Annotated in this window: 23 protein-coding genes (1 of these 23 only partly in view); 9 read left to right on the forward strand and 14 right to left on the reverse strand. The window is 62.2% G+C overall.

The genetic code is table 11. The features are described 5' to 3' along the window. The 13 genes from JCM7686_RS23560 to JCM7686_RS14295 form a co-directional block, all read right to left on the reverse strand. Positions 1 to 98 carry the beginning of a Hint domain-containing protein gene (locus JCM7686_RS23560; RefSeq protein WP_020951511.1) on the reverse strand. It extends 1,051 nt beyond the left edge of the window, so 98 of the gene's 1,149 nt are visible here — the first part of the coding sequence; its start codon is at positions 96 to 98; its stop codon lies off the left edge, out of view. A gap of 123 nt (positions 99 to 221) precedes the next feature. Beyond that, complete coding sequence (gene rpsI, locus JCM7686_RS14240) at positions 222 to 707, reverse strand: 30S ribosomal protein S9 (RefSeq protein ID WP_020951512.1); 486 nt, start codon at positions 705 to 707, stop codon at positions 222 to 224. Positions 708 to 709: 2 nt separating this feature from the next. Next, positions 710 to 1,174, reverse strand: coding sequence for a 50S ribosomal protein L13 (gene rplM / locus JCM7686_RS14245; protein ID WP_020951513.1), 465 nt, complete (start codon positions 1,172 to 1,174; stop codon positions 710 to 712). 148 nt (positions 1,175 to 1,322) lie between these two features. Then, the gene (locus JCM7686_RS14250) at positions 1,323 to 1,784 is read right to left on the reverse strand and encodes a PaaI family thioesterase (RefSeq protein WP_020951514.1); all 462 of its coding nucleotides are present in this window, start codon (positions 1,782 to 1,784) and stop codon (positions 1,323 to 1,325) included. 121 nt (positions 1,785 to 1,905) lie between these two features. Beyond that, a complete protein-coding gene (locus JCM7686_RS14255) occupies positions 1,906 to 2,649 on the reverse strand; it encodes a cytochrome c biogenesis CcdA family protein (RefSeq protein WP_041527957.1) in 744 nt (247 codons plus the stop codon). 66 nt (positions 2,650 to 2,715) lie between these two features. Continuing rightward, a complete protein-coding gene (locus JCM7686_RS14260) occupies positions 2,716 to 5,370 on the reverse strand; it encodes an Rne/Rng family ribonuclease (protein ID WP_041527958.1) in 2,655 nt (884 codons plus the stop codon). Positions 5,371 to 5,882: 512 nt separating this feature from the next. Continuing rightward, the gene (locus JCM7686_RS14265; RefSeq protein WP_020951517.1) at positions 5,883 to 7,208 is read right to left on the reverse strand and encodes a sigma-54-dependent transcriptional regulator; all 1,326 of its coding nucleotides are present in this window, start codon (positions 7,206 to 7,208) and stop codon (positions 5,883 to 5,885) included. A 27-nt stretch (positions 7,209 to 7,235) separates the two neighbouring features. Next, complete coding sequence (locus JCM7686_RS14270; RefSeq protein WP_041527374.1) at positions 7,236 to 8,987, reverse strand: sensor histidine kinase; 1,752 nt, start codon at positions 8,985 to 8,987, stop codon at positions 7,236 to 7,238. Positions 8,988 to 9,087: 100 nt separating this feature from the next. After that, on the reverse strand, positions 9,088 to 9,756 hold the full coding sequence (gene purQ, locus JCM7686_RS14275; RefSeq protein WP_020951519.1) for a phosphoribosylformylglycinamidine synthase subunit PurQ: 669 nt from the start codon (positions 9,754 to 9,756) through the stop codon (positions 9,088 to 9,090). A 176-nt stretch (positions 9,757 to 9,932) separates the two neighbouring features. Beyond that, complete coding sequence (locus JCM7686_RS14280) at positions 9,933 to 11,147, reverse strand: NADP-dependent isocitrate dehydrogenase (protein ID WP_020951520.1); 1,215 nt, start codon at positions 11,145 to 11,147, stop codon at positions 9,933 to 9,935. A gap of 95 nt (positions 11,148 to 11,242) precedes the next feature. Next, on the reverse strand, positions 11,243 to 12,400 hold the full coding sequence (locus JCM7686_RS14285) for an HD domain-containing protein (RefSeq protein WP_020951521.1): 1,158 nt from the start codon (positions 12,398 to 12,400) through the stop codon (positions 11,243 to 11,245). Further along, positions 12,397 to 12,846, reverse strand: a complete 450-nt coding sequence (locus tag JCM7686_RS14290; RefSeq protein WP_020951522.1) for a hypothetical protein — start codon at positions 12,844 to 12,846, stop codon at positions 12,397 to 12,399. The genes JCM7686_RS14285 and JCM7686_RS14290 overlap by 4 nt, the downstream gene beginning before the upstream one ends. Further along, positions 12,843 to 13,502: an alpha/beta hydrolase gene (locus JCM7686_RS14295; RefSeq protein ID WP_020951523.1), complete on the reverse strand. Its 660-nt coding sequence runs from the start codon at positions 13,500 to 13,502 to the stop codon at positions 12,843 to 12,845. Before JCM7686_RS14295 ends, JCM7686_RS14290 begins: the two co-directional genes overlap by 4 nt. A 171-nt stretch (positions 13,503 to 13,673) precedes the next feature. On the opposite strand from JCM7686_RS14295, the gene iscR reads away from it, so the two are divergent. Next, positions 13,674 to 14,132, forward strand: a complete 459-nt coding sequence (gene iscR, locus JCM7686_RS14300) for a Fe-S cluster assembly transcriptional regulator IscR (protein WP_020951524.1) — start codon at positions 13,674 to 13,676, stop codon at positions 14,130 to 14,132. Here the strand turns inward: iscR and JCM7686_RS14305 are convergent, their stop codons facing one another. Beyond that, positions 14,133 to 14,960: a BadF/BadG/BcrA/BcrD ATPase family protein gene (locus JCM7686_RS14305; protein WP_020951525.1), complete on the reverse strand. Its 828-nt coding sequence runs from the start codon at positions 14,958 to 14,960 to the stop codon at positions 14,133 to 14,135. Between the two features lie 108 nt (positions 14,961 to 15,068). Between JCM7686_RS14305 and JCM7686_RS14310 the strand changes: the two genes are divergently transcribed. From JCM7686_RS14310 to JCM7686_RS14345, 8 genes are all read left to right on the forward strand, one after another. Then, positions 15,069 to 16,328 (forward strand): ABC transporter substrate-binding protein, encoded by a 1,260-nt coding sequence (locus tag JCM7686_RS14310; RefSeq protein ID WP_020951526.1) that lies wholly within the window; start codon positions 15,069 to 15,071, stop codon positions 16,326 to 16,328. A gap of 37 nt (positions 16,329 to 16,365) precedes the next feature. Continuing rightward, the gene (locus JCM7686_RS14315) at positions 16,366 to 17,259 is read left to right on the forward strand and encodes a carbohydrate ABC transporter permease (protein ID WP_020951527.1); all 894 of its coding nucleotides are present in this window, start codon (positions 16,366 to 16,368) and stop codon (positions 17,257 to 17,259) included. Then, positions 17,259 to 18,080, forward strand: coding sequence for a carbohydrate ABC transporter permease (locus JCM7686_RS14320; RefSeq protein WP_020951528.1), 822 nt, complete (start codon positions 17,259 to 17,261; stop codon positions 18,078 to 18,080). The genes JCM7686_RS14315 and JCM7686_RS14320 overlap by 1 nt, the downstream gene beginning before the upstream one ends. Continuing rightward, a complete protein-coding gene (locus JCM7686_RS14325; protein WP_020951529.1) occupies positions 18,077 to 19,117 on the forward strand; it encodes a Gfo/Idh/MocA family protein in 1,041 nt (346 codons plus the stop codon). Before JCM7686_RS14320 ends, JCM7686_RS14325 begins: the two co-directional genes overlap by 4 nt. Further along, complete coding sequence (locus tag JCM7686_RS14330) at positions 19,104 to 20,102, forward strand: ABC transporter ATP-binding protein (RefSeq protein WP_020951530.1); 999 nt, start codon at positions 19,104 to 19,106, stop codon at positions 20,100 to 20,102. Before JCM7686_RS14325 ends, JCM7686_RS14330 begins: the two co-directional genes overlap by 14 nt. A 141-nt stretch (positions 20,103 to 20,243) precedes the next feature. Further along, the gene (gene nspC / locus JCM7686_RS14335) at positions 20,244 to 21,344 is read left to right on the forward strand and encodes a carboxynorspermidine decarboxylase (protein ID WP_020951531.1); all 1,101 of its coding nucleotides are present in this window, start codon (positions 20,244 to 20,246) and stop codon (positions 21,342 to 21,344) included. Positions 21,345 to 21,367: 23 nt separating this feature from the next. Beyond that, on the forward strand, positions 21,368 to 22,591 hold the full coding sequence (locus JCM7686_RS14340; protein WP_020951532.1) for a saccharopine dehydrogenase family protein: 1,224 nt from the start codon (positions 21,368 to 21,370) through the stop codon (positions 22,589 to 22,591). Between the two features lie 76 nt (positions 22,592 to 22,667). After that, entirely contained in the window at positions 22,668 to 23,993 is a 1,326-nt protein-coding gene (locus JCM7686_RS14345) for an AI-2E family transporter (protein WP_020951533.1), read from the forward strand. Positions 23,994 to 24,072: the final 79 nt, after the last annotated feature.

Here is a 24,072-nt window from a genome sequence, read left to right on the forward strand (position 1 = left end):
GTCTGGTTGATGATATTCGCGCCGGTTCCGGACGCCTCGACCGGGTCGAGATCCTGGAACTTGCCAAAATAGAGCTGGTTCACAATGTAAGTCGGCATTCCTGATCCGGGCTGAGACACTCTCTGCACAGGACCACATCCGTCTTAATTCCCGGTAAAACCGGGGCCGAAAATGAAAAACGCGCCCCGGAGGGCGCGTTTTGTCGTTCGTATCGAAACGAATCAGCGCTTCGAGAACTGGAACGAACGGCGAGCTTTGGCTTTGCCGTATTTCTTCCGCTCGACGACGCGGCTGTCGCGGGTCAGGAAGCCAGCGGCTTTCAGAGCGGCGCGCAGGGTCGGCTCGTGCAGTTGCAGAGCTTTTGAGATGCCGTGCTTGACCGCACCGGCTTGACCCGAAAGACCGCCGCCGGTCACGGTGGCGTAAACGTCATACTGGCCGACAACGCCTGCAACCTCGAAGGGCTGACGCAGGATCATCTGCAGCACCGGACGCGCGAAATACGCGTCGATGTCTTTGCCGTTGACGACAACTTTGCCGCTGCCCGGTTTCACCCAAACGCGAGCAACAGCGTCTTTACGCTTGCCGGTGGCGTAGGAGCGGCCAAGCGAATCGCGCTGTGCTTCACGCGGAGCCGCGGAAACGGCAGCCGGAGCTGCAGCAACGGCCGATTTCAGTTCGTCGAGAGACTTGAGTTCTTCGGCCATTCTTACGCGCTCCGAGTATTCTTGGCGTTCAGGACTTTGACGTCCAGCACTTCGGGCTGCTGCGCTTCGTGCGGATGCTCGGTGCCAGCGTAAACGCGCAGATGGGTCATCTGCAGCTTGCCCAGCTTGTTGCGCGAGATCATGCGCTCAACAGCTTTGGTCACGACGCGCTCGGGGTGAGCGCCTTCAAGAACCTGACGCGCGGTGCGGAATTTGATCCCGCCCGGGTGGCCGGTGTGCCAGTAGTATTTCTTCTGGTCACGCTTGTCGCCGGTCATCTGCACCTTGTCGGCGTTGATGATGATGACATTGTCGCCCATATCCATGTGCGGCGTGAAGGTCGGCTTGTGCTTGCCGCGCAGGCGGCTGGCGACGATCGTAGCAAGGCGGCCCAGAACAACGCCCTCGGCGTCGATCAGGATCCACTTCTTCTCGATCTCCGCCGGTTTTGCGGTATAGGTTTTCATAAGACTGCCCTTTGGGGGTGTGTGAATTCGAGATGGGGGTATATCGGATATGTCCCCGCTTCGGTCAAGAGCGCAAACCCTCAATTACTCAATCAAAATCATAAGCTTACAAAATAGGTATTTAAATACCTCAGTCTAAGGCACGGTTTTACCCTGGAATCGCGCCAGAACGGCTCTCGCGATGAGGCGGAATCGCATAGGTCATCGAACAGCGCGCCACCGGATCGGGCCTGCCCTCGCTGCGGATCAGCGCATCGCCCACGGCAAGCTGCTTTCCCAGCTTAAGGAGGCGGCACGAGGCCAGCAGATCGCGGCCCGCTTCGGGCTTTCGCATGAAGTCGATCGAGGCATTCGTCGTCACGGCAAGTGCGACCGGTCCGATCCGCGACAGAATGGTCAGATAGATCGCGACATCGGCCAGCCCGAACATCGTCGGCCCCGACACCGTGCCGCCCGGGCGCAAATGCATCTCCTTGACGCGAAGCCGCAGCACCAACTCGGAGTCAGAGACGCTGTCCACATAAAGATCGGGCGCAACCTGCGGAAACTCGGCGGCCAGAAACGTATTCAGCGCCGCTTGATCCATCACGATCTGTATGTGACCTGCCATGACTTGCCCCCCGTTCTCTTTGCGCCAGACTGGGCGAGGAACGGGGCAAAGAGCAAGGCGGCACTTCCGATCTGACGCCACGACAGCTGGCCGCGTCACGCGTAGCCGATCTGATCCCGGCTCAACCGAGCGTGGCAAGCGCGGGGAAGTTTTCCAGCAGCCAATAGGCGAAGGCCGTGAAGGCCCCGGTCAAGAGCGCCAGACCGACCGCGATCAGAAGCACGCCCATGACGCGCTCGATCAGCTTCAGATGCGGCTTGATCCGGTTCATCAGCCCCATGGCGCGGTTGATGAAGATCGCCGACAGCAGGAAAGGAATCCCCAGACCCAAGGCATAGATCGCGAGCAAGGCCACACCGCGCTGCGCCTCGGCACCCGAAGCGGCAAGGGAGAGGATCATGCCAAGCTGCGGGCCGATGCAGGGCGTCCAGCCAAAGGCGAAAGCGAGCCCGAGCACATAGGCGCCAAAGGCCCCGCCCCCCTTGGCATCGACATCGAGACGCGCCTCGCTATCGAGGAACGGAATGCGGATGACATGCAGGAAATGCAGGCCAAGGATGATCACCACCAGGCCCGAGCCGCGCGAAAGCAGGTCCTGATATTGCAGCAAAGCCCGCCCGAAGGCCGAGGCCGCGATGCCCATCAGGATGAAGACCGTCGAGAGGCCCAACACGAAGAACAGCGCCGGCACCACCGCGCTGCGCTCGCCAGTCTTGAGACCGTTCACCCCGATGCCGGTCATATAGGCCAGATAGGGCGGCACGATCGGCAGCACACAAGGCGAGAGGAAAGACAAAAGCCCGGCCAGCAAAGCCACGAAGGCGGCGGGCAGGAAGGCGGCGTCGATAAGTTCAATTCCAAACATGATCAGCACCATAGCCATGAAAAAGGCGCGGGGAAGACCCGCGCCTCTCACTCTTGCGTGGGGTGATCAGTTCGCTGACCACCAACCGCGACGTTTGGGCTGCGCGGGCGTCTCTGCCGCGACAGGCTCGGGCTTGGGTGCCTCGGTTTCGACCGCAGGGGCCGGGGCCGGAGTGACCGCGACCGGAGCAGCAGGCGCGGCGGGTGCCGGAGCCTCTTCGGATGCGCTCGGCGCCGGTTCTTCGGCAGCGACAGCCGCTTCGACCTCTTGCGCGACCGGGGCCGGAGCAAGCTCAGCGGCAGCAGCCGCTGCTGCGGCGCCATCCTCTTGCGCGACCGACTCGGCCTCGCCCGCCGCAATCGCGGCATCGGCGTTCACATTGGCTGAGTCCCCTGCCTCAGCTTCCGCGGAAGCCTCTGCGGCCTCGACCGGCTCGGCCCCTTTGCGGCGGCGCGGGGCGCGGCGGCGCTTGGGTTTTTCCTCGGCAACGGGTTCGGCGGCAGGACCAGCCTCGGCCTCTGCAGTCGGCGCATCGGCAGACGTATCCGAAGCCTCACCCGCATCGGAAGCCTCATCAGCCCCGTCATCCGAGCCCTCTTCCGCGCCTTCGCCTTCATGGGCTTCGGCATGCTCGCCATTGCGGCCATTGCGGCGGCGGCGACGACGGCGGCGTTTGGACTTGCTGCCCGCCTCGCCTTCCCCGTCGCTCTCCTCGGTGCCAGCCACGGCCTGCTCGACCTCGGCTTCGACCTCAACCTCGACATCGGCCTCAAGCTCGTCAGCGGCTTCGGCCTCTTCATCGTCGATCTGCGCCATCAGGCGCGCATCGACCGAGACCACAGCCGAGGTGACTTCCGGCACGAAACGGGTCGCGGTCTTGAATTTCTCCAGCGCGAAATCGGGCGAGATCAGTGTCGGATCGGCCTCGACCCGAACCGACATGCCATAGCGGCTTTCGATCCCGGCGATATGTTCGCGCTTGGCGTTCATCAGGAAGTTCGCAACCGCGATCGGCGCTTTCACCAGAACCTCGCGGCTCCGCTTGCGCGTGCCCTCCTCCTCGATCGCGCGCAGGATGGTCAGCGCGAGGCTGTCATCCGAGCGGATCAGGCCGGTGCCGTGGCAATGCGCGCAAGGCTGGGTCGTGGATTCGAGCATCCCCGGACGCAGGCGCTGGCGCGACATTTCCAACAGGCCAAAGCCCGAAATGCGGCCAACCTGAATGCGGGCGCGGTCGGTCTTGAGACGATCCTTGAAGCGCTTCTCGACCGAGGCATTGTTCTTGCGCTCTTCCATGTCGATGAAGTCGACGACGATCAGACCGGCCAAGTCGCGCAGACGCAGCTGGCGCGCGATCTCGTCAGCGGCCTCGCAGTTGGTCTTGTAAGCGGTGTCCTCGATCGAGCCCTCTTTGGTCGCGCGACCCGAGTTCACGTCGATGGCGACCAGAGCTTCGGTCACGCCGATGACGATGTAACCGCCCGATTTCAGCTGAACCACCGGGTTGAACATGCCCGAGAGATAGCTCTCGACCTGGAAGCGCGAGAACAGCGGCATCGCATCGCCGTAATGTTTCACGTTCTTGGCGTGGGACGGCATGATCATTTTCATGAAGTCCTTGGCGGTGCGGTAGCCGCGCTCGCCCTCGACCAGAACCTCGTCGATCTCTTTCGAGTAGATGTCGCGGATCGTGCGCTTGATCAGATCGCCTTCTTCATAGACCGGCGCGGGCGCGACCGATTTGAAGGTCAGTTCGCGGATCTGTTCCCACAGGCGCATGAGATATTCATAATCGCGCTTGATCTCGGTGCGGGTGCGCTGGCTGCCTGCGGTGCGGATGATCAGACCCGCGCCCTGCGGCACTTCCAGTTCCGAGGCGATTTCTTTGAGCTTCTTGCGATCGACCGCATTGGTGATCTTGCGGCTGATACCGCCGCCGCGTGCCGTGTTCGGCATGAGCACGCAATAGCGACCCGCGAGCGAGAGATAGGTGGTCAGCGCCGCACCCTTGTTGCCGCGCTCTTCCTTGACGACCTGGACCAGCATGATCTGCCGGACCTTGATCACTTCCTGGATCTTGTAGCGGCGCTGGCGCGGCTTTTTGTGGTGATGGTGGATCTCTTCCGAGACATCTTCCTCGGCGATGGATTCGATGCCGTCCTCGGCCTCACCCGTATCCGCATCGCCATCCTCAGCCGAATCGGCCTCGTCGCTTTCCGCGCCGGTTTCGCCTGCCCCGATTTCGGTAATGGTGCCGACGGATTCGATCACTTCAACAAGGTGACCCTCGTCATCGGCGGCGGAATCCGCAACCTCCATGCCCGGGATCTCGTCCGAATGAACGGTTTCATCGGCCGCGACGCGCTCGGGCTTGGGACCACGGCGACGACGCGAGCGACGCTCGCCCTGTTCTTCGGCTTCGGCGGCGGCGGCGGCAGCGCGCTCTTCCTCGATCAGCGCCTGACGGTCGGCGACCGGGATCTGGTAATAATCGGGGTGGATTTCCGCGAAGGCGAGGAAACCATGGCGGTTTCCGCCGTAATCCACGAAAGCCGCCTGCAGCGAGGGTTCGACCCGCGTGACCTTGGCGAGATAGATATTCCCGGCAAGTTGGCGTTTGTTTACGGTCTCGAAGTCAAATTCTTCAACCCGGGTTCCGTCGACCACGACAACCCGAGTTTCCTCGGGATGCGTGGCATCGATCAGCATTTTCTTTGACATGTATCCGATTTCCGCGCAGCCGACCGGCCCCACGCCTTGGCGGGGACGGGCAGAGACTGCGGCATAGCTGGAACGCGTCCGGAGCGCAGCAAACGACAAAAGCGGCGGCCGCGTCATCGCGCGTCCTCCGGCTTGATGCTCGTTTCAATGCGCGATCCATCGCGTCTGTTTACCTTTATGGGCCCGTTCCGAAAGGCGGTCGGGGCAGCGAGAACGTGTCCAGAGGCCCCGCAGGGCATGGGCTCTGATTTTCCGCGCATGGCGCCGCCTGTCCTTTGTGGTCACAGGCCAGCGCGCGCGCTGCGAAACTGATCTGGGGTCGGCTCTCCGTTCGAGAGAGCCCCCGCAGTTTTTTAGAATAAAGGGGAATGGGCGGCTGTTACAATGGGATATTTGCAAAGCCTTGTTCGCAAGCCGCCCGAAGATGGCAATCTTTTCGCCACAGCCCCCGCAAAAGCAAGGCGGGCACGGCACTTCTGCCCTGCCCGCCCAAACCACGCTGACATCTGCGCTCAGAGATAATCTGACCGGCTCAGCCCGTATTTTGCCATTTTCTCGTTCAAGGTGCGGCGCGGCAGGCAAAGTTCGTCCATCACCGCCGCGATCGAGCCCTTGTGGCGCCGCATGGTATTGTCGATCAGCATTTTCTCGAAACTTTCGACATATTCCTTGAGCGGCTTGCCCTCGGTCGTCGTCGCCTCCTGGCTTTCATCACCATCCGCGAGCAGCAGCGAGGTGATTGAGCCGGTGCCACGGCGGTTTTGCAAAACCGCGCGCTCGGCGACGTTGATCAGCTGACGGACGTTGCCGGGCCAGGGCGCTTGCAGAAGCTGGGCGGCTTCCTGAGCGGTCACCTGAGGCGGTTCGCAACCATATTCATCAGCGAATTGCTCGGTCATGCGGGTAAAGAGCGCAAGGATATCCTCGCCGCGCGACCGCAGGGGCGGCAGCGTGATCTTCAGCGCCGAGAGGCGGTAGAACAGGTCCGGACGCAGCGAATCCTCGGCCTTACGGCCCTCGGCGCGCGCATTCGAGATTGCGATGATCCGGGTTTCTGCCGGGATACCCTGCTCGGCGATAAAGGCCAGCAGGCGCGCCTGAAGCTGTTCGGACAGCATTTCGATATCTTCAAGGCACAGCGTACCGCCGCGCGCTTCCTCGACCGCAGGCAGACCGCTTTCGACCGGCCCGAAAAGCTTCGCGGTCAGGTTCTCGTCCGTATAGGCGGCGCAGGAAATCGGCACGAATTTCTTGGTCGCGCGCGGGCCCACGGCATGAAGCGCATGGGCAACCAGCGTCTTGCCGGTGCCGGTTTCGCCGTCGATCAGAACGTGGCCATCGGCTTGGCCGAGATCAAGGATATCCTCGCGCAGCCGCTCCATCACCGGGCTTGCACCGACTAGCTTCGACATCACCTGCTGACCTTCGGACAGGTCGCGGCGCAAAGCGCGGTTGTCGAGCGTCATGCGCCGCGCCTGAGTCGCACGCTTGGCCAGCTCGGTCAGCCGGTCGGGGTTGAAGGGCTTTTCCATGAAATCCATGGCGCCCAGCCGCATTGCCTCGACCGCCATCGGCACGTCGCCATGCCCGGTAATCATAATCACCGGCAGGCCGGAATCGACGCCCATCAGCTTTTTCAGGAATTGCATCCCGTCCATACCCGGCATCCGGATATCTGAAATCACCACGCCCGGCCAATCGGCACCGATCACCTTCAGCGCCTCTTCGGCGCTGGGGTAAGCTTCAGTTTCAAAGCCCGAAAGCACCAGCCATTGACTGATCGATTCGCGCATATCCGGTTCATCATCAACGACCGCAATCTTCATCGTGCGCCTCATCGCTCTGTCACCTTTCACAATCATGACTCACTCGGCGGCCACAGGCTTACGAGCTTCGCTTCCGGGTTGGTGCAAGGGCAGCTCCATTTCGAAGACCGCGCCCGAGCCACCATCCCCCGACAGGTTATGGGCAGTCAGCCTGCCCCCAAAATCCGACACGATGCCAGAAGAAATCGCGAGCCCGAGCCCTGTGCCCTCGCCCGGTTTCTTCGTCGTGAAGAAAGGTTCAAACAGTTTCTCAAGATCGGATACACCCGGACCGTTGTCGCGAACGGACAAATAGGCGTGAGCGCCCGAGTTGACTTCGATCTCGATCATCGGCTCTTTCACCGATTTGATAGCGTCGATCGCATTGCGCAAGAGGTTGATGATCACCTGCTCAAGCCGAATGCGGTCGCAATAGACCATCACCGGATAGCGCGGCAGATTGCGCGACAGCCGAATGGTGCGCGAGCGCAGTTGCGGCTCCATCATCGCGAGCGCGCTGGACAAGGCGGCGCGCAGATCGACGGGTTCGAAAGCCTCGCCGCCCTTGCGGGCATAGGATTTGAGCTGGCGCGTGATCGATCCCATGCGCTCGATCAGATCGTCGATGCGCTGGAAACTCGACATCGCCTCTTCGCTGCGCCCGCGTTGCAGCAGGACGCGCGCGCCGGCGAGATAGGTCTTCATCGCGGCCAGAGGTTGGTTCAGCTCATGGCTGACGCCCGCCGACATTTCGCCAAGTGCCGCGAGTTTCGAGCTTTGCTGGACGGTTTGCTCGGCGACGCGCAGCTCTTTTTGCATCCTCTCGCGCTCGGCGATCTCCAGCGTCAGGCGCTGGTTCAGCGCGCGCAGGTCGGCCGATTCGCGCATATAGGCGCGGCTTTCGACGCGCGCGCGGCGCGACATCAGGAAGAAAAGCCCCGCGAGCAGGATGGCAAAGCCCATGATTTCCAGCGCCAGAACCGCATTCACGCGCTCGCGCACCGAATCGTAGGTGGTGAAGGAAATCATCTTCCAGCCGCGGAAGGGAATGCGGGTTTCCGACTGCATCACCGCCTTGCCCGCGACATAAGCATCGGGCGGCACGGCGGTCCAATCGGCGGTCACCTGAAAGGCCCGAGCAATCGCCGAGGGCGCCGAGCGGACCTCTAAAGCCTCGGGCAGCGTCAGGCCGCGCCAGCGCGGCTCGGTCGCCAGAATGATCGTGCCATTGCTGTCGGTGACCGCGACCGCATCCGAAATCCCGGCCCAGCTGCGCACGATCCGCGACAGATCCGCGCCAACCACGATCACGCCGACGGTGCGCCCTTCCGCGACCATGGCGCGCGAATAGGCGAATTCAAAACCGCCGCGTTTCGAGGGAGATACCGTGAAAACCGTATCGCGTGAGCGCAAGGGCTCGACATAAAACGGCTCTTGGACGTAATTCGCGCCAAGCAGATTGCGGTCGGTCGCCCCGACCGTGCGCCCCGAGGCATCGAGCAGCGTGATCGAAGCCGCGCCGATTTCCTTTTGCGCCGTAATCAGCCGCGCCGAGGTGGTCGAGAAGTCGCCGCTGCGCAGCGCGGAAATCAGCGCAGGATCGCGGGCCAGAAGCAGCGGCACCACGGCGGTGCGCTGCAATTCCGACAGAAGGTTGCCGCTGTAAAGCGCCGAGCGCAGCTCGGTCCGCACCTTGGTGTTTTCCGAAAAACGGGCGGTCAGCCAGGCATTGGTGAACCAGATCGTGACCGCGCCGACGATGAGCAGCAAAAGCACGGCGCCGCGAAAGCTCCACCGGCTGATCGTGGCCATTTTCTCGGATCGAGAAACCTGCTCCGGTCCGTTTGCTCCCGAGGGCCGGGGCGCCCGTTCGGTGCCCCTCCCGGGTCTGGACGTCGCGCTTTGTCCCGCCTCAGGCAGCGACAAGCCCTCCAACCAGTGCCGCGAAGAGCCGCGCGCCATCCGTATTGCCATGCTCGGCTTCCGCCGCGCGCTCGGGGTGGGGCATCATGCCCAGAACCCGGCGGTTCTCTGACAGAACCCCGGCAATATCGGCGACCGAACCGTTGATGGCCGGCGCATAGGTGAAGGCGATGCGGTCCTGGTCCTTCAGCTGGGCCAGACCCTCGGCGTCAATCTGGAAATTGCCGTCGTGATGGGCGACCGGCAGGCGGATCTCCTGCCCCTTGGCATAGCCCGAGGTGAAATCGCTGGCCGAGGTCTCGACGCGCAGCCCAACCTCGCGGCAGATAAACTTGAGCCCGGCATTGCGCATCAGCGCGCCCGGCAGAAGGTTCAGCTCGGTCAGAACCTGAAAGCCGTTACAGATGCCGATGACATAGCCGCCCCGCGCGGCGTGTTCGCGCACTGCTTTGGCGATCGGCGAATGGGCGGCAATCGCGCCGCAGCGCAGATAATCGCCGAAGCTGAAGCCACCCGGCACAGCGACCAGATCGGTCCCGGCGGGCAGGCTGTCGTCCTTGTGCCAGACCTTCGTGACCTCGGCCCCGGCGCGGGTCAGCGCCACGGCAAGGTCGCGGTCGCAGTTCGAGCCGGGAAAGGTGATGACGGCAGCTTTCATTTCGGGACTCCGCTGAATTTCACCTCCCTTTAGCGCCGTTTGCTGCTTTCTGCAAAGGTGAAAGGCGGTCACGACAGCGTCACAGCCGTTCCACAACCCGCAAGCGAGCCTGCCGGAATGCAAAATGGCCGGGACATCTCCCGGCCATTTCAGATCAAATCGCAATGCGCGGCGGATCAGCCCTGCAGAGCTTTGTTGAGATATTGGTCGACCTTTTCGAGATAGCCCATCGTGGTCAGCCATTTCTGATCCGGCCCGACCAGAAGCGCGAGGTCTTTGGTCATATGGCCGTCTTCCACCGCCTGCACGGTCACACGCTCCAGCGTCTTGGCGAAGTTCAGAAGCGCGGTGTTGTTGTCGAGTTTCGCGCGATGCTTGAGGCCGCCGGTCCAGGCAAAGATCGAGGCGATCGAGTTCGTTGAGGTCTGCTTGCCCTTCTGATGCTCGCGGTAGTGGCGCGTCACCGTGCCGTGGGCGGCCTCGGATTCGACGACCTTTCCATCGGGGGTCATCAGGACCGAGGTCATCAGGCCAAGCGAGCCGAAGCCCTGCGCCACGATATCGGACTGAACGTCGCCGTCGTAGTTCTTGCAGGCCCAGACATAGCCGCCCGACCATTTCAGCGCCGAGGCGACCATATCGTCGATCAGGCGGTGCTCGTAGAAGATACCGGCCTTCTTGAACTCTTCTTCGAATTCAGCGGCATAGATCTCGGCGAAGATGTCCTTGAAGCGGCCGTCATAGGCTTTCAGGATGGTGTTCTTGGTCGAGAGATAGACCGGATAGCCGCGCTGCAGACCATAGTTCAGCGAAGCGCGCGCAAAGTCGCGGATCGATTCGTCGAGGTTGTACATCGCCATGGCGACGCCCGAACCCGGCGCCTGATAGACTTCGTGCTCGATGGTCTCGCCGTCATCGCCGACGAATTTGATCGAGAGCGTGCCTTTGCCCGGGAAGCGGAAATCGGTGGCTTTGTATTGGTCGCCGAAGGCATGGCGGCCGACGACGATCGGCTTCGTCCAATGCGGCACCAGACGCGGCACGTTCGAGCAGATGATCGGCTCGCGGAAGATCACGCCGCCCAGAATGTTGCGGATCGTGCCGTTGGGCGATTTCCACATTTTCTTGAGGCCGAATTCCTCGACGCGGGCTTCATCCGGGGTGATGGTCGCGCATTTAACGCCAACGCCATATTGCTTGATCGCATTGGCCGCATCGACCGTGACTTGGTCATTGGTCGCGTCGCGGTGCTCGATGCCCAGATCGTAATATTTCAGATCGACGTCGAGATAGGGCAGGATCAGCTTTTGCTTGATGAAATCCCAGATGATCCGGGTCATTTCGTCGCCGTCGAGTTCGACGACAGGATTGGCTACCTTGATCTTCGACATGGTGCTCCCTCGGGAATGGAATGCGGTTGTTGGCCCTATAGCGAGAATTCGCGGGAATGGAAAGGGATGTATGCGATTGCATACCGTCTTTTAGCCTAGCCCCGGCGCTCCGCGATCTCTGCCAGGATCGGCACGGCCTTTTCGCGCAGAAAGGCCCAAAGCGCGGGCGCGCCGCGTTCGATCTTGACCGCGACCCGCTGGTAAAGCTGGTCATAGGTCACATCATATTCGACCCAGGTGCCGCCGCCGCAGGCGATGTTCAGCGCGACCGGCTGGGCGCGGTCGAGCGCCTTGCCAAAGATCGCATCCGGCGTCTCGGCCGCCTCGAACTCGTCCCAAAGCGCGCGGAATTCGGCCCCCTGCGCATCGGGCAAAAGCCCATAGATGCGATCTGCGGCGCGGCGCTCTTTGCCGACCTGCTCGTCCGAGGCATGTGCGGTCCCGCCCTGCGAATGAAGCGGCACATCGCCGGTGTCGATCTCGATGATGTCATGGAGGATCAACATTTTGATGACACGCGCGACCGACACGCCCGGGCCCGCAAGACCGCCGAGGATCAGCGCGTAAAGCGCTAAGTGCCAGCTGTGCTCAGCGGTGTTCTCGCGCCGCGAGCCGTCACAGAGGATCCCCGCGCGCAGCACGGTCTTCAGCCGGTCGGCATTGGCGAGAAAGGCCAGTCGGCGGGCGAAATCGCCCTCTGGCATGGGCTGGCCGTCCAGAAGCGCGCGGAAATGGACGGCGGCCTCGGGCCATTCCGTCGCAAACCGCGCCACGCGGCCCGTCGCCAGATTGTCGCGCACGATCTTGACATGGTCCGGGCGCGGCTCGGGCGATTGCAGCACTTGAAAGAGCGGCTGGATGTGGTCCATGCGCTTGGCAAAGCGCGCCTCGGGGGTCTCGGCCGCCTCGAATTCGCGCCAGAGCGCCAGATAATCCGCGCCATCGGGCAAAAGCCCGAAAAGCCGGACGGCTGCGGCATCCTCGGCGCAGGCCACCGCTTCAAGGTCATGGGGAAGGTGGATCGGATGATCGCCGCAATCGATCTCGACCAGATCATGGAGCAAGATCATCGCCAGCACCCGGTCGAGATCCAGACCCGGCTCGGCAAAGACCATCGCATAAAGCGCGACATGCCAGCTGTGCTCGGCCGAATTTTCGAGCCGGGAATTGTCCATCAGCACATTCGCCCGCTCGACCCCCTTGAGCCGGTCGGCTTCGGTCAGAAAGGCGAAAAGCGGGCTGATGTCGGTCATAGGTCTCGGTTTCTCGCGGCCTGACGGGAGGTGTTCAGGCGGAAGGTCAGCATGGTCGCCAGAGCGGCGGGCCAGATATAAAGCCAGAGCGGCTCAAGCCGTTGCGGCTCGACGGGGCAGCTTTGCGGGATCTGGAGGCCCAGATGGATGAGCACCGCCGCCATCCAGACAATCGCCGCCGCGACCGCGAGCCAAACCCGGCGCGCGGGCACAAACAGCGCAATCGCCATCACCGGCAGAAAGATCAGAGAGGCGAGAATATGATCGCCCGCCGACAGGCCGGGAAGCAGATGGCGCCATTCATTCAGCGTCGCGGGCAGCTCGCCGCCGCCCGATCCGCTGCAAAAATAAAGCCTGAGCCGCGCCATCTGGTAAAGCACCAGCGCGGCGAAGCCGGGAACGAGCGCGCTGGCCAGCCAGAGCGCTCGAACGGCATTCAGGATCACCGGCTCGACTCGGTCAGACGGCGACGGACGTAGCTTTGGACATTGTCGATCATCGGCTTCATATGGGCCTCGTCGTCGCGGAAGAAGTGATCTGCGCCTTCGATTTCCTCATGGGTGATCGTGATGCCCTTTTGCTCGCGCAGCTTGCTGACGAGCGAATTCGTGTCCTTGGGCGGCGCCACGCGGTCGGCGGTGCCATTGATGATCAGCCCCGAGGCCGGGCACGGCGCGAGGAAGCTGAAGTCATACATATTCGCCGGCGGCGCAACCGAGACGAAGCCCGTGATCTCGGGGCGGCGCATCAGAAGCTGCATCCCGATCCAGGCGCCGAAGGAAAAGCCCGCGACCCAGCAATGCTTGGAATTCGGGTTCATCGCTTGCAGGTAATCGAGCGCCGAGGCGGCATCCGACAGCTCGCCAATGCCCTGATCGAACTCGCCCTGGCTGCGGCCAACGCCACGGAAGTTGAAACGCAGGACGGTGAAGCCCATTTTGTGGAACGCGTAATGCAGGTTGTAGACGACACGATTGTTCATCGTGCCCCCGAACTGCGGATGGGGGTGCAGAACGATCGCGATCGGGGCATCGCGCTGGACTTGGGGGTGGTAACGCCCCTCGAGACGACCTTCGGGACCGGGGAAAATGAGTTCGGGCATGGTCTTCCTTCAAGTTTCGGGTTTCTTGACGCTCTGGCGGGCGGGCTTTAGACCAGTATGTGGAAAGCCCGCGCAGGAATGACAAGAATTAGCAAGGTCGCTTCGGCGGATTAGCCCGAAGGGGCTTGCCGCGTCAATGCGCTCAGCCATTCAGCCCAATGAGGATATGAGATGAAACTGTCAACGAAAGGGCGCTACGCAATCATCGCGCTCGTGGATCTCGCAATCGCGAAGTCGGATGATCTGACCTCGCTGGCCGAGATTTCCCAACGGCAAGACATCTCGCTGCCCTATCTCGAACAGCTTTTCGTGCGCCTGCGCCGCGCCGGTCTGGTCGAATCGGTGCGCGGTCCGGGCGGCGGCTACCGTCTGGCGAAGGCACCCGAGACGATCCGCGTGGCCGAGATCCTCGAAGCGGTCGATGAAACCGTCAGCGCCATGCATGTCGGTGCAGGCGCGACGGGCGGCGTGTCGGGCTCGCGCGCACAGACCTTGTCGAACCGGCTGTGGGAAAGCCTTTCGGCGCATGTCTATGTCTTCCTGCACAATGCCACTTTGGCCGATGTCGCGAAGAACACGCTGCTGCCCTGCCCGGCCTTGCCGAAGCTCTTCCAGGTCGTGGACGAGTAATCAGCCCATTTCCAGCGCCAGCCGCAGCGCGCCGTCCAGAGGATTGCCGCGCGCGGGGCGCTGGTCCCAACGCCCGAAAAGCCGGTCGGCAAAGATCGGGCCAAGCCCGCCGGTGAAGGTCACGGGCAGTCCCTTTTCCGTCTGAAGCCGGTCAATCGCCGCCACGACATGGGTGGTCGCGGCCTCGAGCACGGCCTCGGCAGCGGGGTCGGCGGCATGTTCGAGAAGCTGGCGCGCCTCGCGGGCGAAATCGGCGCCGGTCGCGGTGCGGGCAAAGGCCACGATGGCTTGCGCGCCGCCGAACCGCTCGAGCGTCAGATCGTTCAGCGCGGTTTTCGGCGCCAGCCCATCGACCGAGCGCAAGACCTCGGCCAGAAAGAGCTTGCCGATCCAGGCCCCGCTGGCCTCGTCGCCCAAAATCGGGCCCCAGCCGCCGATCGAGGTGACCTCGCCGCCGATCTGGCGCGAGAAGACCGAGCCCGTGCCGATCGCCACGACGATACCATCCGCCGCGCCCAAAGCGCCCGCAACCGCCGTCACCGCATCATGGACAACCCGCACCCGGCCAAAGGGCAGCATCGGCCCCAGCCAGTTGCGCGCGCCCGAGATATTCGCGCCCGCAAGCCCAAGACAGGCCGTGACCTCGGCCGGATCGCGCCCGGCCAAAGCCTGCTCCGCCGTGGCCATGATCGCGGCCAGCGCACCCTCGCGGTCGGACATGATATTGGCAGGCCCGCCCTCGCCACGGCCCAGAACCCGGCCCTCGGCATCGGCCAGCACCGCGCGACATCCCGTGCCGCCTCCGTCCAGTCCCAGAAAGAAAGCCATCTATATCACTCCCTTGCTCAGCCCGCCCTTGACGAGATCATAGGCCGACTGCAATCCTTTTCATCAGCTAACAGCGCGCCAGAAAGGCCGCAACAGGGAGAAGAGAAGATGAAGGTCCGCAGACTGACGGCCTGCCTTCTGGCAGCCAGCGCATTGACGGCCCCCGCATTCGCGGAGGATGTCACCCTCAGCATCGAATCCTGGCGCAATGACGATCTGCCGATCTGGCAGGAAAAGATCATCCCGGCTTTCGAGGCCGCGCATCCCGGCATCAAGCTGACCTTCAACCCCTCGGCTCCGGCGGAATATAACGCGGTGCTGAACTCGAAACTCGACGGCGGCTCGGCGGGCGATCTCATCACCTGCCGCCCCTTCGACGCCTCGCTGCAACTGTTCCAGAAAGGCCAGCTCGCCGATCTGTCCGAGCTCAAGGGCATGGCGAATTTCTCGGATGTGGCGAAATCGGGCTGGTCCACCGATGACGGCAAGCAGACCTTCTGCGTGCCGATGGCGTCGGTGATCCATGGCTTCATTTACAACAAACAAGCCTTCGAGGAGCTCGGGCTGACGCCGCCGAAAACCGTCGATGAGTTCTTCGCGGTTCTCGATAAGGTCAAGGAAAGCGGCAAATATATCCCGATGGCGATGGGCACCTCGGACCAGTGGGAAGCCGCGACGATGGGCTATCAGAACATCGGCCCGAACTATTGGCATGGCGAGGACGGCCGCAAGGCGCTGATTGCGGGCAAGGCGAAGCTGACCGATCCGGAATTCGTCGCGCCGCTTGAACAGCTCGCGAAATGGAAGCCCTATCTCGGCGACGGCTTCGAGGCCCAGACCTATCCCGACAGCCAGAACCTCTTCACCCTTGGCCGCGCCGCGATCTATCCGGCGGGCTCGTGGGAGATCGGCCCCTTCACGCCCCAGATCGGCGGCGCGTTCGAAATGGGAGCCTTCCCGCCGCCGGTCCCGAAAGAGGGCGACAAATGCTATATCTCGGATCACACCGATATCGGCATCGGCTTGAATGCCGCGAGCAAACATGCCGAGCAGGCCAAGGTCTTCCTCGATTGGGTCGCCTCGCCTGAATTCGCCGAGCTTTACGCCAATGCGCTGCCGGGCTTCTTCCCGCTGTCGAATGGCGAGGTGAAGCTTGAAAACCCGCTGGCGCAGGACTTCATCGGCTGGCGCAAGAACTGTGAATCGACGATCCGGTCGTCCTATCAGATCCTGTCGCGCGGCACGCCGAACCTTGAAAACGACATGTGGGCGGTTTCGGCAGGGGTGATCAACGGCACGATCACACCGGCAGATGGGGCCAAGAAGCTGCAAGACGGCCTCGACAGCTGGTATAAGCCCGCGAATTAAGGACAAGGCCCCCGGTTCACGCCGGGGGCCGTTTCAGATGTTCAAGCGCCCCCATATCCTCGTCTTTCTGGCACCGGCGGTCATCGTCTATACTTTGGTGATGATCCTGCCCCTGTTCGGCACGCTGCAACTCTCGCTTTTCCGCGGCGAGGCTTTTGCGGGGCTGGATAACTTCCGCACGCTGTTCGGCGATCCCCGCTGGAGCGCGTCCTTCTGGAACGCGCTTGGCAACAACCTGTGGTTCTTCGTGGTCCATATGATCGTGCAGAACCCGATCGGCATTGCTCTGGCCGCGCTTTTGTCCTCGAACCGGCTGCGCGGCGCGGCCTTTTACCGGACCGCGATCTTCGTGCCGACGGTGCTGTCTTTCGTCATCGTGGGCTTTGTCTGGAAGCTGATCCTCTCGCCGATCTGGGGGATTGCGCCGGGAATGCTCGATGCGGTCGGGCTGAAATCGCTCTTCCAGCCCTGGCTCGGCAAAGAGGCCTATGCGCTGACCACGCTGGCGCTGATCTCGGTCTGGCAATTCGTCGGCATCCCGATGATGCTGATCTATGCCGCGATGATCTCGATCCCCGAGGAGGTCATAGAGGCCGCCGAGATGGACGGCGTCACCGGCTGGTCGCAGTTCTGGAAGGTGAAACTGCCGCTGATCCTGCCCGCGATCGGGATTATCTCGATCCTGACATTCGTCGGCAATTTCAATGCCTTTGACCTGATCTACGTCAGTCAAGGCGCGCTGGCCGGACCGAATTCCGCGACCGATATTCTGGGCACCTTCATGTTCCGCACCTTCTTCGGCTTCCAGCTGCAACTGGGCGATCCGAATATGGGCGCGACGATTGCCAGCGTGATGTTTGCGATCATTCTGGTGGGCGTGAGCCTTTATCTCTTCCTCGTCCACCGCCGGTTGCGGAGGTATCAGTTCTGATGCGCGCGAGAACCTTTGGCGCGCATGTCGCGCTGATCATCTACACGCTGATTGCCCTCTTCCCGGTCTGGGTCATCGTCATCAACAGCTTCAAGAACCGGCAGGCGATCTTTCGCGAGCCGCTCGCTTTGCCCGACAAGGAGAGCTTCAGCCTGATCGGTTATCAGACGGTGATGCAGCAGGGCGATTTCCTGCTCTATTTCCAGAACTCGCTGATCGTGACCGTGGCCTCGCTGACCTGCGTGCTGCTGTTCGGGGCCATGGCGGCCTTCGCGCTCTCGGAATACCGCTTTCGCGGCAATACGCTGATGGGGCTTTATCTGGCGCTTGGGATCATGATCCCAATCCGGCTCGGCACAGTCGCGATCTTGCAAGGCATGGTCGCGGCGGGGCTGAACAATACGCTGCTGGCGCTGATCCTTGTCTATACCGCGCAGGGCCTGCCGCTCGCGATCTTCATCCTGTCGGAATTCATGTCCGGGATTTCGAGCGACCTGAAATCGGCGGGACGAATGGACGGGCTCTCGGAATATTCGATCTTCTTCCGGCTGGTCCTGCCGCTGATCCGCCCGGCTTTGGCCACCGTCGCCGTCTTTACCATGATTCCGATCTGGAACGATCTGTGGTTCCCGCTGATCTTGTCGCCGGCGGAATCGGTCAAGACGATCACCCTTGGCACGCAGGTTTTCCTCGGCCAATTCGTCACCAACTGGAATGCGGTTCTGGCGGCGCTGACCCTCGCGATCCTGCCGGTTCTGGTGCTTTACCTCATCTTCTCGCGGCAATTGATCCGCGGCATCACCTCGGGAGCAGTGAAATGAAGGTTCTGGTCGCAGGCCTTGGCAATATGGGCAAAAGCCATGCCCTCGCCTGGCTGAAAATCCCCGGCGCCGAGATCGTCGGGCTGGTGAACCGCTCGGAGGTCGATCTGCCCGCAGAGCTGCGCGGCATTCCCCTGTTCGCCGATTTCCACGAGGCCTTGGAGGTGACCGCCCCCGATGTCGCGGTCATCGCCACCTATTCCGACAGCCATGCGGAATATGCGATTGCCGCTTTGCAATCGGGCGCCGATGTCTTTGTCGAAAAGCCCCTGGCAACCACGGTCGCGGATGCCGAGCGTGTGGTGCGCGTGGCCGAGGAAACCGGGCGCAAGCTGGTTGTGGGCTATATCCTGCGCCACCATCCAAGCTGGCAGCGCCTGATCGCGGAATCGCGTGCGCTTGGCGGGCCCTATGTCTTCCGGCTGAACCTCAACCAGCAGTCGAAAGGCCCGACCTGGGAGGTCCATAAGCAGTTGATGAAAACGACGCCGCCAATCGTCGATTGCGGCGTCCATTACGTCGATGTCATGTGCCAGATCACCGATGCCGCCCCGGTCGAGGTGCGCGGCATGGGCGTGCGGCTTTCCGATGAAATCGCGCCTGAGATGTATAATTACGGCCATTTTCAGGTGCTGTTCGAGGACGGCTCGGTCGGCTGGTATGAGGCGGGCTGGGGGCCGATGATGTCGGATACCGCCTTTTTCGTCAAAGACGTGGTCAGCCCGAAAGGCGCGGTCTCGATCCGCATGTCGGAAGAGGCGCGCTCGGACGATATCGACACCCATACCCAGACCTCAAAGATCCGGCTTCATCGCGTTGGCGAGGCGGATCAGGATCTCTCCATGCAAGGCGAGCCCGGCCATCAGGAGCTGTGCGATGCCGAGGCCGCTTTCATGGCCGAGGCCATCGCCACCGACCGCGATCTCAGCCGCCATGCCGCGGATGCGGTCGCCTCGCTGGCGGTCTGCCTTGCCGCGGATCACTCCATTCGCACGGGCCAGCCGGTCCGACTGAAAGGCCAAGATGCACACGCTTGAACTGAGAAATCTGCGCAAGACCTTCGGCTCGGTCGAGGTCATCCCCGGCGCCTCGCTCTCGGTGGAGCCGGGCGAATTCTGCGTCTTTGTCGGCCCCTCGGGCTGCGGGAAATCGACGCTTCTGCGGATGATTGCGGGGCTGGAGCCTTCGGATTCGGGCGATATCCTGATCGGCGGGGCGCGGGTCAACGATCTCGAGCCCTCGAAGCGCGAGATCGCCATGGTTTTCCAAAGCTACGCGCTCTACCCGCATCTGAGCGTCGCCGGGAATATGGGGCTCGCGCTGAAACAGGCCGGGAAATCCAAGGCCGAGGTGACGGCGGCGGTAAACCGCGCGGCCGAGATGCTGGCGCTGGGGCCTTTGCTTGAGCGTCGTCCGGCAGAGCTTTCGGGCGGGCAGCGTCAGCGCGTCGCCATTGGCCGCGCGATCGTGCGCACGCCGAAGCTCTTTCTCTTTGACGAGCCGCTCTCGAACCTCGATGCGGCGCTCCGCGGCCAGACCCGGCTTGAACTGGCGAAACTGCACCGCGAGCTTGGCGCGACCATGGTTTACGTCACCCATGATCAGGTCGAGGCCATGACTTTGGCCGACCGCATCGTTGTCTTGAACGCGGGCCGGATCGAGCAGGTCGGCGCGCCGATGGAGCTTTATAACCGCCCCGCAAATCGCTTCGTCGCGGGCTTCATCGGCTCGCCCAAGATGAACTTCCTGCCAGTCGCGACGCTTGGCGGTTCAGCCCCCGCAACCGCCAGCGAGCTGGGCATCCGCCCCGAACATCTGGCGATTACCGAAAGCGGCATCCCGGCGCGCGTCACCCATGTCGAGCGGCTGGGTCACGAAACCATCGTCTATGCCGAGACCTCGGGCGGGCTGGTTTCTGTTCGGCTGATCGGCGAGCATGACCTGCCGGTCGAACAAGGGATCCATCTGACGCCCGATCCGGCGCACAGCCATTGGTTCGATTCTGCGGGCAAACGCCTGTAGTCGGCGTCGCGACGTGGATATTTATCCATGAAAGACAGCGAAAGCGCGGGCGCGGCGTCATAGCCGCGTCACAGTTTCTTGCGATTTCCCCCTTTGGGCCCTATATGCGGCTTTTCCGTTCAGTTTCCAAAGGGTTCGCCAATGACCGATCTGCAGACGCCCTATTATCTCATTGATCTGGCCAAGCTGCGCCGGAACATGGAGAAGATTGCGCATCTGCGGGAGGCCTCGGGGGCGAAATGCCTGCTGGCGCTAAAATGCTTTGCGACCTGGTCGGCCTTTGACTTCATGCGCCCTTTCATGGACGGCACGACCTCGTCGAGCCTTTACGAGCTGCGGCTCGGGCGCGAGGAATTCGGCAAGGAAACCCATGCCTATTCCGTGGGTTGGGCCGATCACGAGATCGACGAAGCGATTTCCTATGCCGACAAGATCATCTTCAACTCGCTGGGTCAGCTTGATCGGTTTGGCGAGAAAGCGGCGGGGATTGCGACCGGCCTGCGGCTGAACCCGCGCTTTTCGACCAGCGGTTTCGATCTCGCCGATCCGGCGCGGCCCTTCTCGCGTCTGGGCGAATGGGATCTGGCGCGGCTGAATTCGGCGCTCGACCGGATTTCCGGCGTGATGATCCATTACAACTGCGAGAACCGCGATTTCGCGCTTTTCGATGAGCAACTGAGCCGGATCGAGACGGAATTCGGAAGCTTCCTGGAAAAGCTCGACTGGGTCTCGCTTGGCGGTGGCATCCATTTCACCGGTGACGACTATCCGATCGAGGCTTTGGCCAAGCGGTTGCGCGCCTTCCAGGACCGGTTCGGGGTCCAGCTTTTCCTCGAACCGGGCGAGGCCAGCATCACCCAATCGACCTCGCTGGAGGTTTCGGTTTTGGATGTCATCCACAACGGCAAGGATGTCGCCATCGTCGACAGCTCGATCGAGGCGCATATGCTTGATCTGCTGATCTATCGCGAGACGGCGAAACTGCCGCAAGCTGGCGATCATCCCTATCAGATCGCGGGCAAGACCTGCCTTGCAGGCGATATTTTCGGCGAGGGCCGTTTTCCCAAGCCGCTCGAGATCGGCGACCGCATCAGCATTGCCGATGCCGCCGGTTACACGATGGTGAAGAAGAACTGGTTCAATGGCGTTGCCATGCCGTCGATCGCCATCAAGGAAGAGGACGGATCGGTCCGCCTCGTCCGCGCGTTCACCTATGCCGACTATAAGTCGAGCCTCTCCTGACCTCTCCTTGAAAGGAAACTGAATTGGCCAAAAACGTTCTCATCATCGGCGCCGGTGGCGTCGCACAGGTGACAGCGCATAAACTCGCTCAGAACGCCTCCGAATTCGGAGCCCTGCATATCGCCAGCCGGACTCAGTCCAAGGCGGACGACATCATCGCCAGCGTGAAGGCGAAAGGCCATCAGGTCGAATTTACCTCTCATTCGGTCGATGCCATGGACAGCGCCGCCGTGGCCGACCTTATCCGCAAGATTGATGCGCAGATCGTCATCAACGTCGGCTCGGCCTTCGTGAACATGACCGTGCTGCAGGGCTGCATCGACAGCGGTGCCGCCTATCTGGACACCGCGATCCATGAAGATCCGGCCAAGGTCTGCGAAACCCCGCCGTGGTACGGCAATTACGAATGGAAGCGCCGCGAGGATGTCGCGAAAGCCGGGATCACCGCGATCCTTGGCGTCGGCTTCGATCCGGGCGTGGTCAATGCCTATGCGCGTTTGGCTGAGGATGAGTATTTCGACAAAATCGAGTCGATCGATATCGTCGATATCAATGCGGGCTCGCATGGTCGCTGGTTCGCCACGAACTTCGACCCCGAGATCAATTTCCGCGAATTCACCGGCACGGTTTACGCCTGGCAGGGTGGCAAATGGACCGAGAACAAGATGTTCGAGGTTGGTCGCGAATGGGATCTCCCGGTTGTCGGCAAGCGCACGGCCTATCTCTCGGGCCATGACGAGGTTCACAGCCTGTCGGCGCGTTACCCGGACTCGGATGTCCGCTTCTGGATGGGCTTTGGCGAGCATTACATCAATGTGTTCACCGTCTTGCAGAACCTTGGCCTCTTGAGCGAACAGCCGGTCAAAACCGCCGAAGGGCTGGAGGTCGTGCCGCTGAAACTGGTCAAGGCCGTGCTGCCCGATCCGTCGAGCCTTGCGCCCGATTATGAGGGCAAGACCTGTATTGGCGATCTGGTCAAGGGCACCAAAGACGGCAAGCCGGGCGAGGTCTTTATCTATAACGTCGCCGATCACAAGGAAGCCTATGAGGAAGTGGGCAGCCAAGGGATCAGCTATACCGCTGGTGTGCCGCCGGTTGCAGCCGCGATTCTGGTCGCGCGTGGCACTTGGGACGTGAAGAAGATGGCCAATGTCGAAGAGCTGCCCGCGCGGCCCTTCCTCGAGCTTCTGGGCGAGCTCGGTCTGCCGACCCGCGTCATCGACGCAAACGGCGATCACGCGCTCTAAGCAAAGGCTCCGGGTCGGGGAACCTCGACCCGGAACCTCGCGTTGGCTCACCAGATTGCGAGCGTGAGGCCGGCGCATGGATCCCTCCCCCAATGAGCGTGACGAGATCGCGCGCGCTGTGGCCCACCCGGTCAAGGCCACCCGTCCGGTCTCGGGCTGGGCGGCGGTCGGGATCTTCCTGATCTTGCTGTTCTTCTTTATCGAGCAGGCGCGCAGCATCCTGATGCCGATCACGCTCGCGCTTCTTTTGTTCTTTGTTTTCGTGCCCTTGCGTCGGTTTCTGGCGCGGTTCGGTATCGGGGCCAGCCTGTCGGCTGCCTTGATCTCGCTGGGACTTGTGGTGGTGATCGGGTTGATTGGCGCGCTGATCTCTGGCCCGATCCAAGAGATGATCCGCAATGCGCCCGAGGTTTCGGGTAAGCTGGAACAGCGCTTTACCCAGCTCAAAACCCAGTTCTCGGGGATCGAGAAATTCGCGGCCAAGATCGAGGAAATCTCGCATGGCGGCGCGGCGAGCCCATCAGGCACGGGGCCCTCTTCGGCACCTGCGAATGCCGCCGCGCCGGGCGCGGATCAGGGCCCCGGAAGCGCCTTGCAGCCGGGAGCAACGGGCAGCACATCGACCGGCGGCGCAGTGGTGCAAACGGGCCGGGCGGATGGCGCGATCAAGGTCGAGGTCACCCAGCCAAGCGCGATCTCCTGGACGACTCTGGCCGGGCTTTTGTCGCTCGGCCCCGAGATCGTCGGGCAGGTCGCCTTCACGCTTCTCATGCTGTTCTTCCTGCTGTCCTCGGGCGAGATGCTATATCTCAAGATCGTGCAAAGCTTTGATACAACGGCGGAAAAGCGGGACGCCTACAGAACCTTGCGCGAAATCGAGGACAGTCTCGGCACCTATCTCGGCACGATCACTTTGATCAATGCCTGCCTTGGCGTCGTCGTCGGCACGGTGATGTGGCTTTGGGGAATGCCGAGCCCGATCCTCTTCGGCGTCGGCGTTTTCGTCCTGAATTACATCCCCTATCTCGGACCGATCACCGGCGTCATCATCACCTTCATCGTCGCCATTTTCGGCCATGACGACCTGTGGACGCCGTTCCTGATCGCGCTGTCGCATGGGGCGATCTGCGCCATCGAGGGCCAGATCGTCACGCCGATGTTCGTGTCGCGCAAGCTTGAGCTGAACACCGTCGTCGTCTTTACCGCGGTCGCGCTTTGGGGCTGGCTCTGGTCGGTTCTTGGCATGATCGTGGCGGTGCCGATCCTCGTCGTGATCCATGTTCTGGCCAGCCATATCCCGGGGCTGCAAACCTTCGGCAATTTCCTCGCCGGCGCGGATGGGCCGAAAATCGACGAGCTGCGCGAAGGTCCCGAGCCCGCCGCTACACCGGCGCCGCGATGAGGATCGACCGCGCTCAGGCAGGGACTGGCGCCTTTGCCAGAACATGCCATGATTGCGTCACTTGACACATATGATTCGC

This window comes from Paracoccus aminophilus JCM 7686, assembly GCF_000444995.1.
Classification (GTDB): domain Bacteria; phylum Pseudomonadota; class Alphaproteobacteria; order Rhodobacterales; family Rhodobacteraceae; genus Paracoccus; species Paracoccus aminophilus.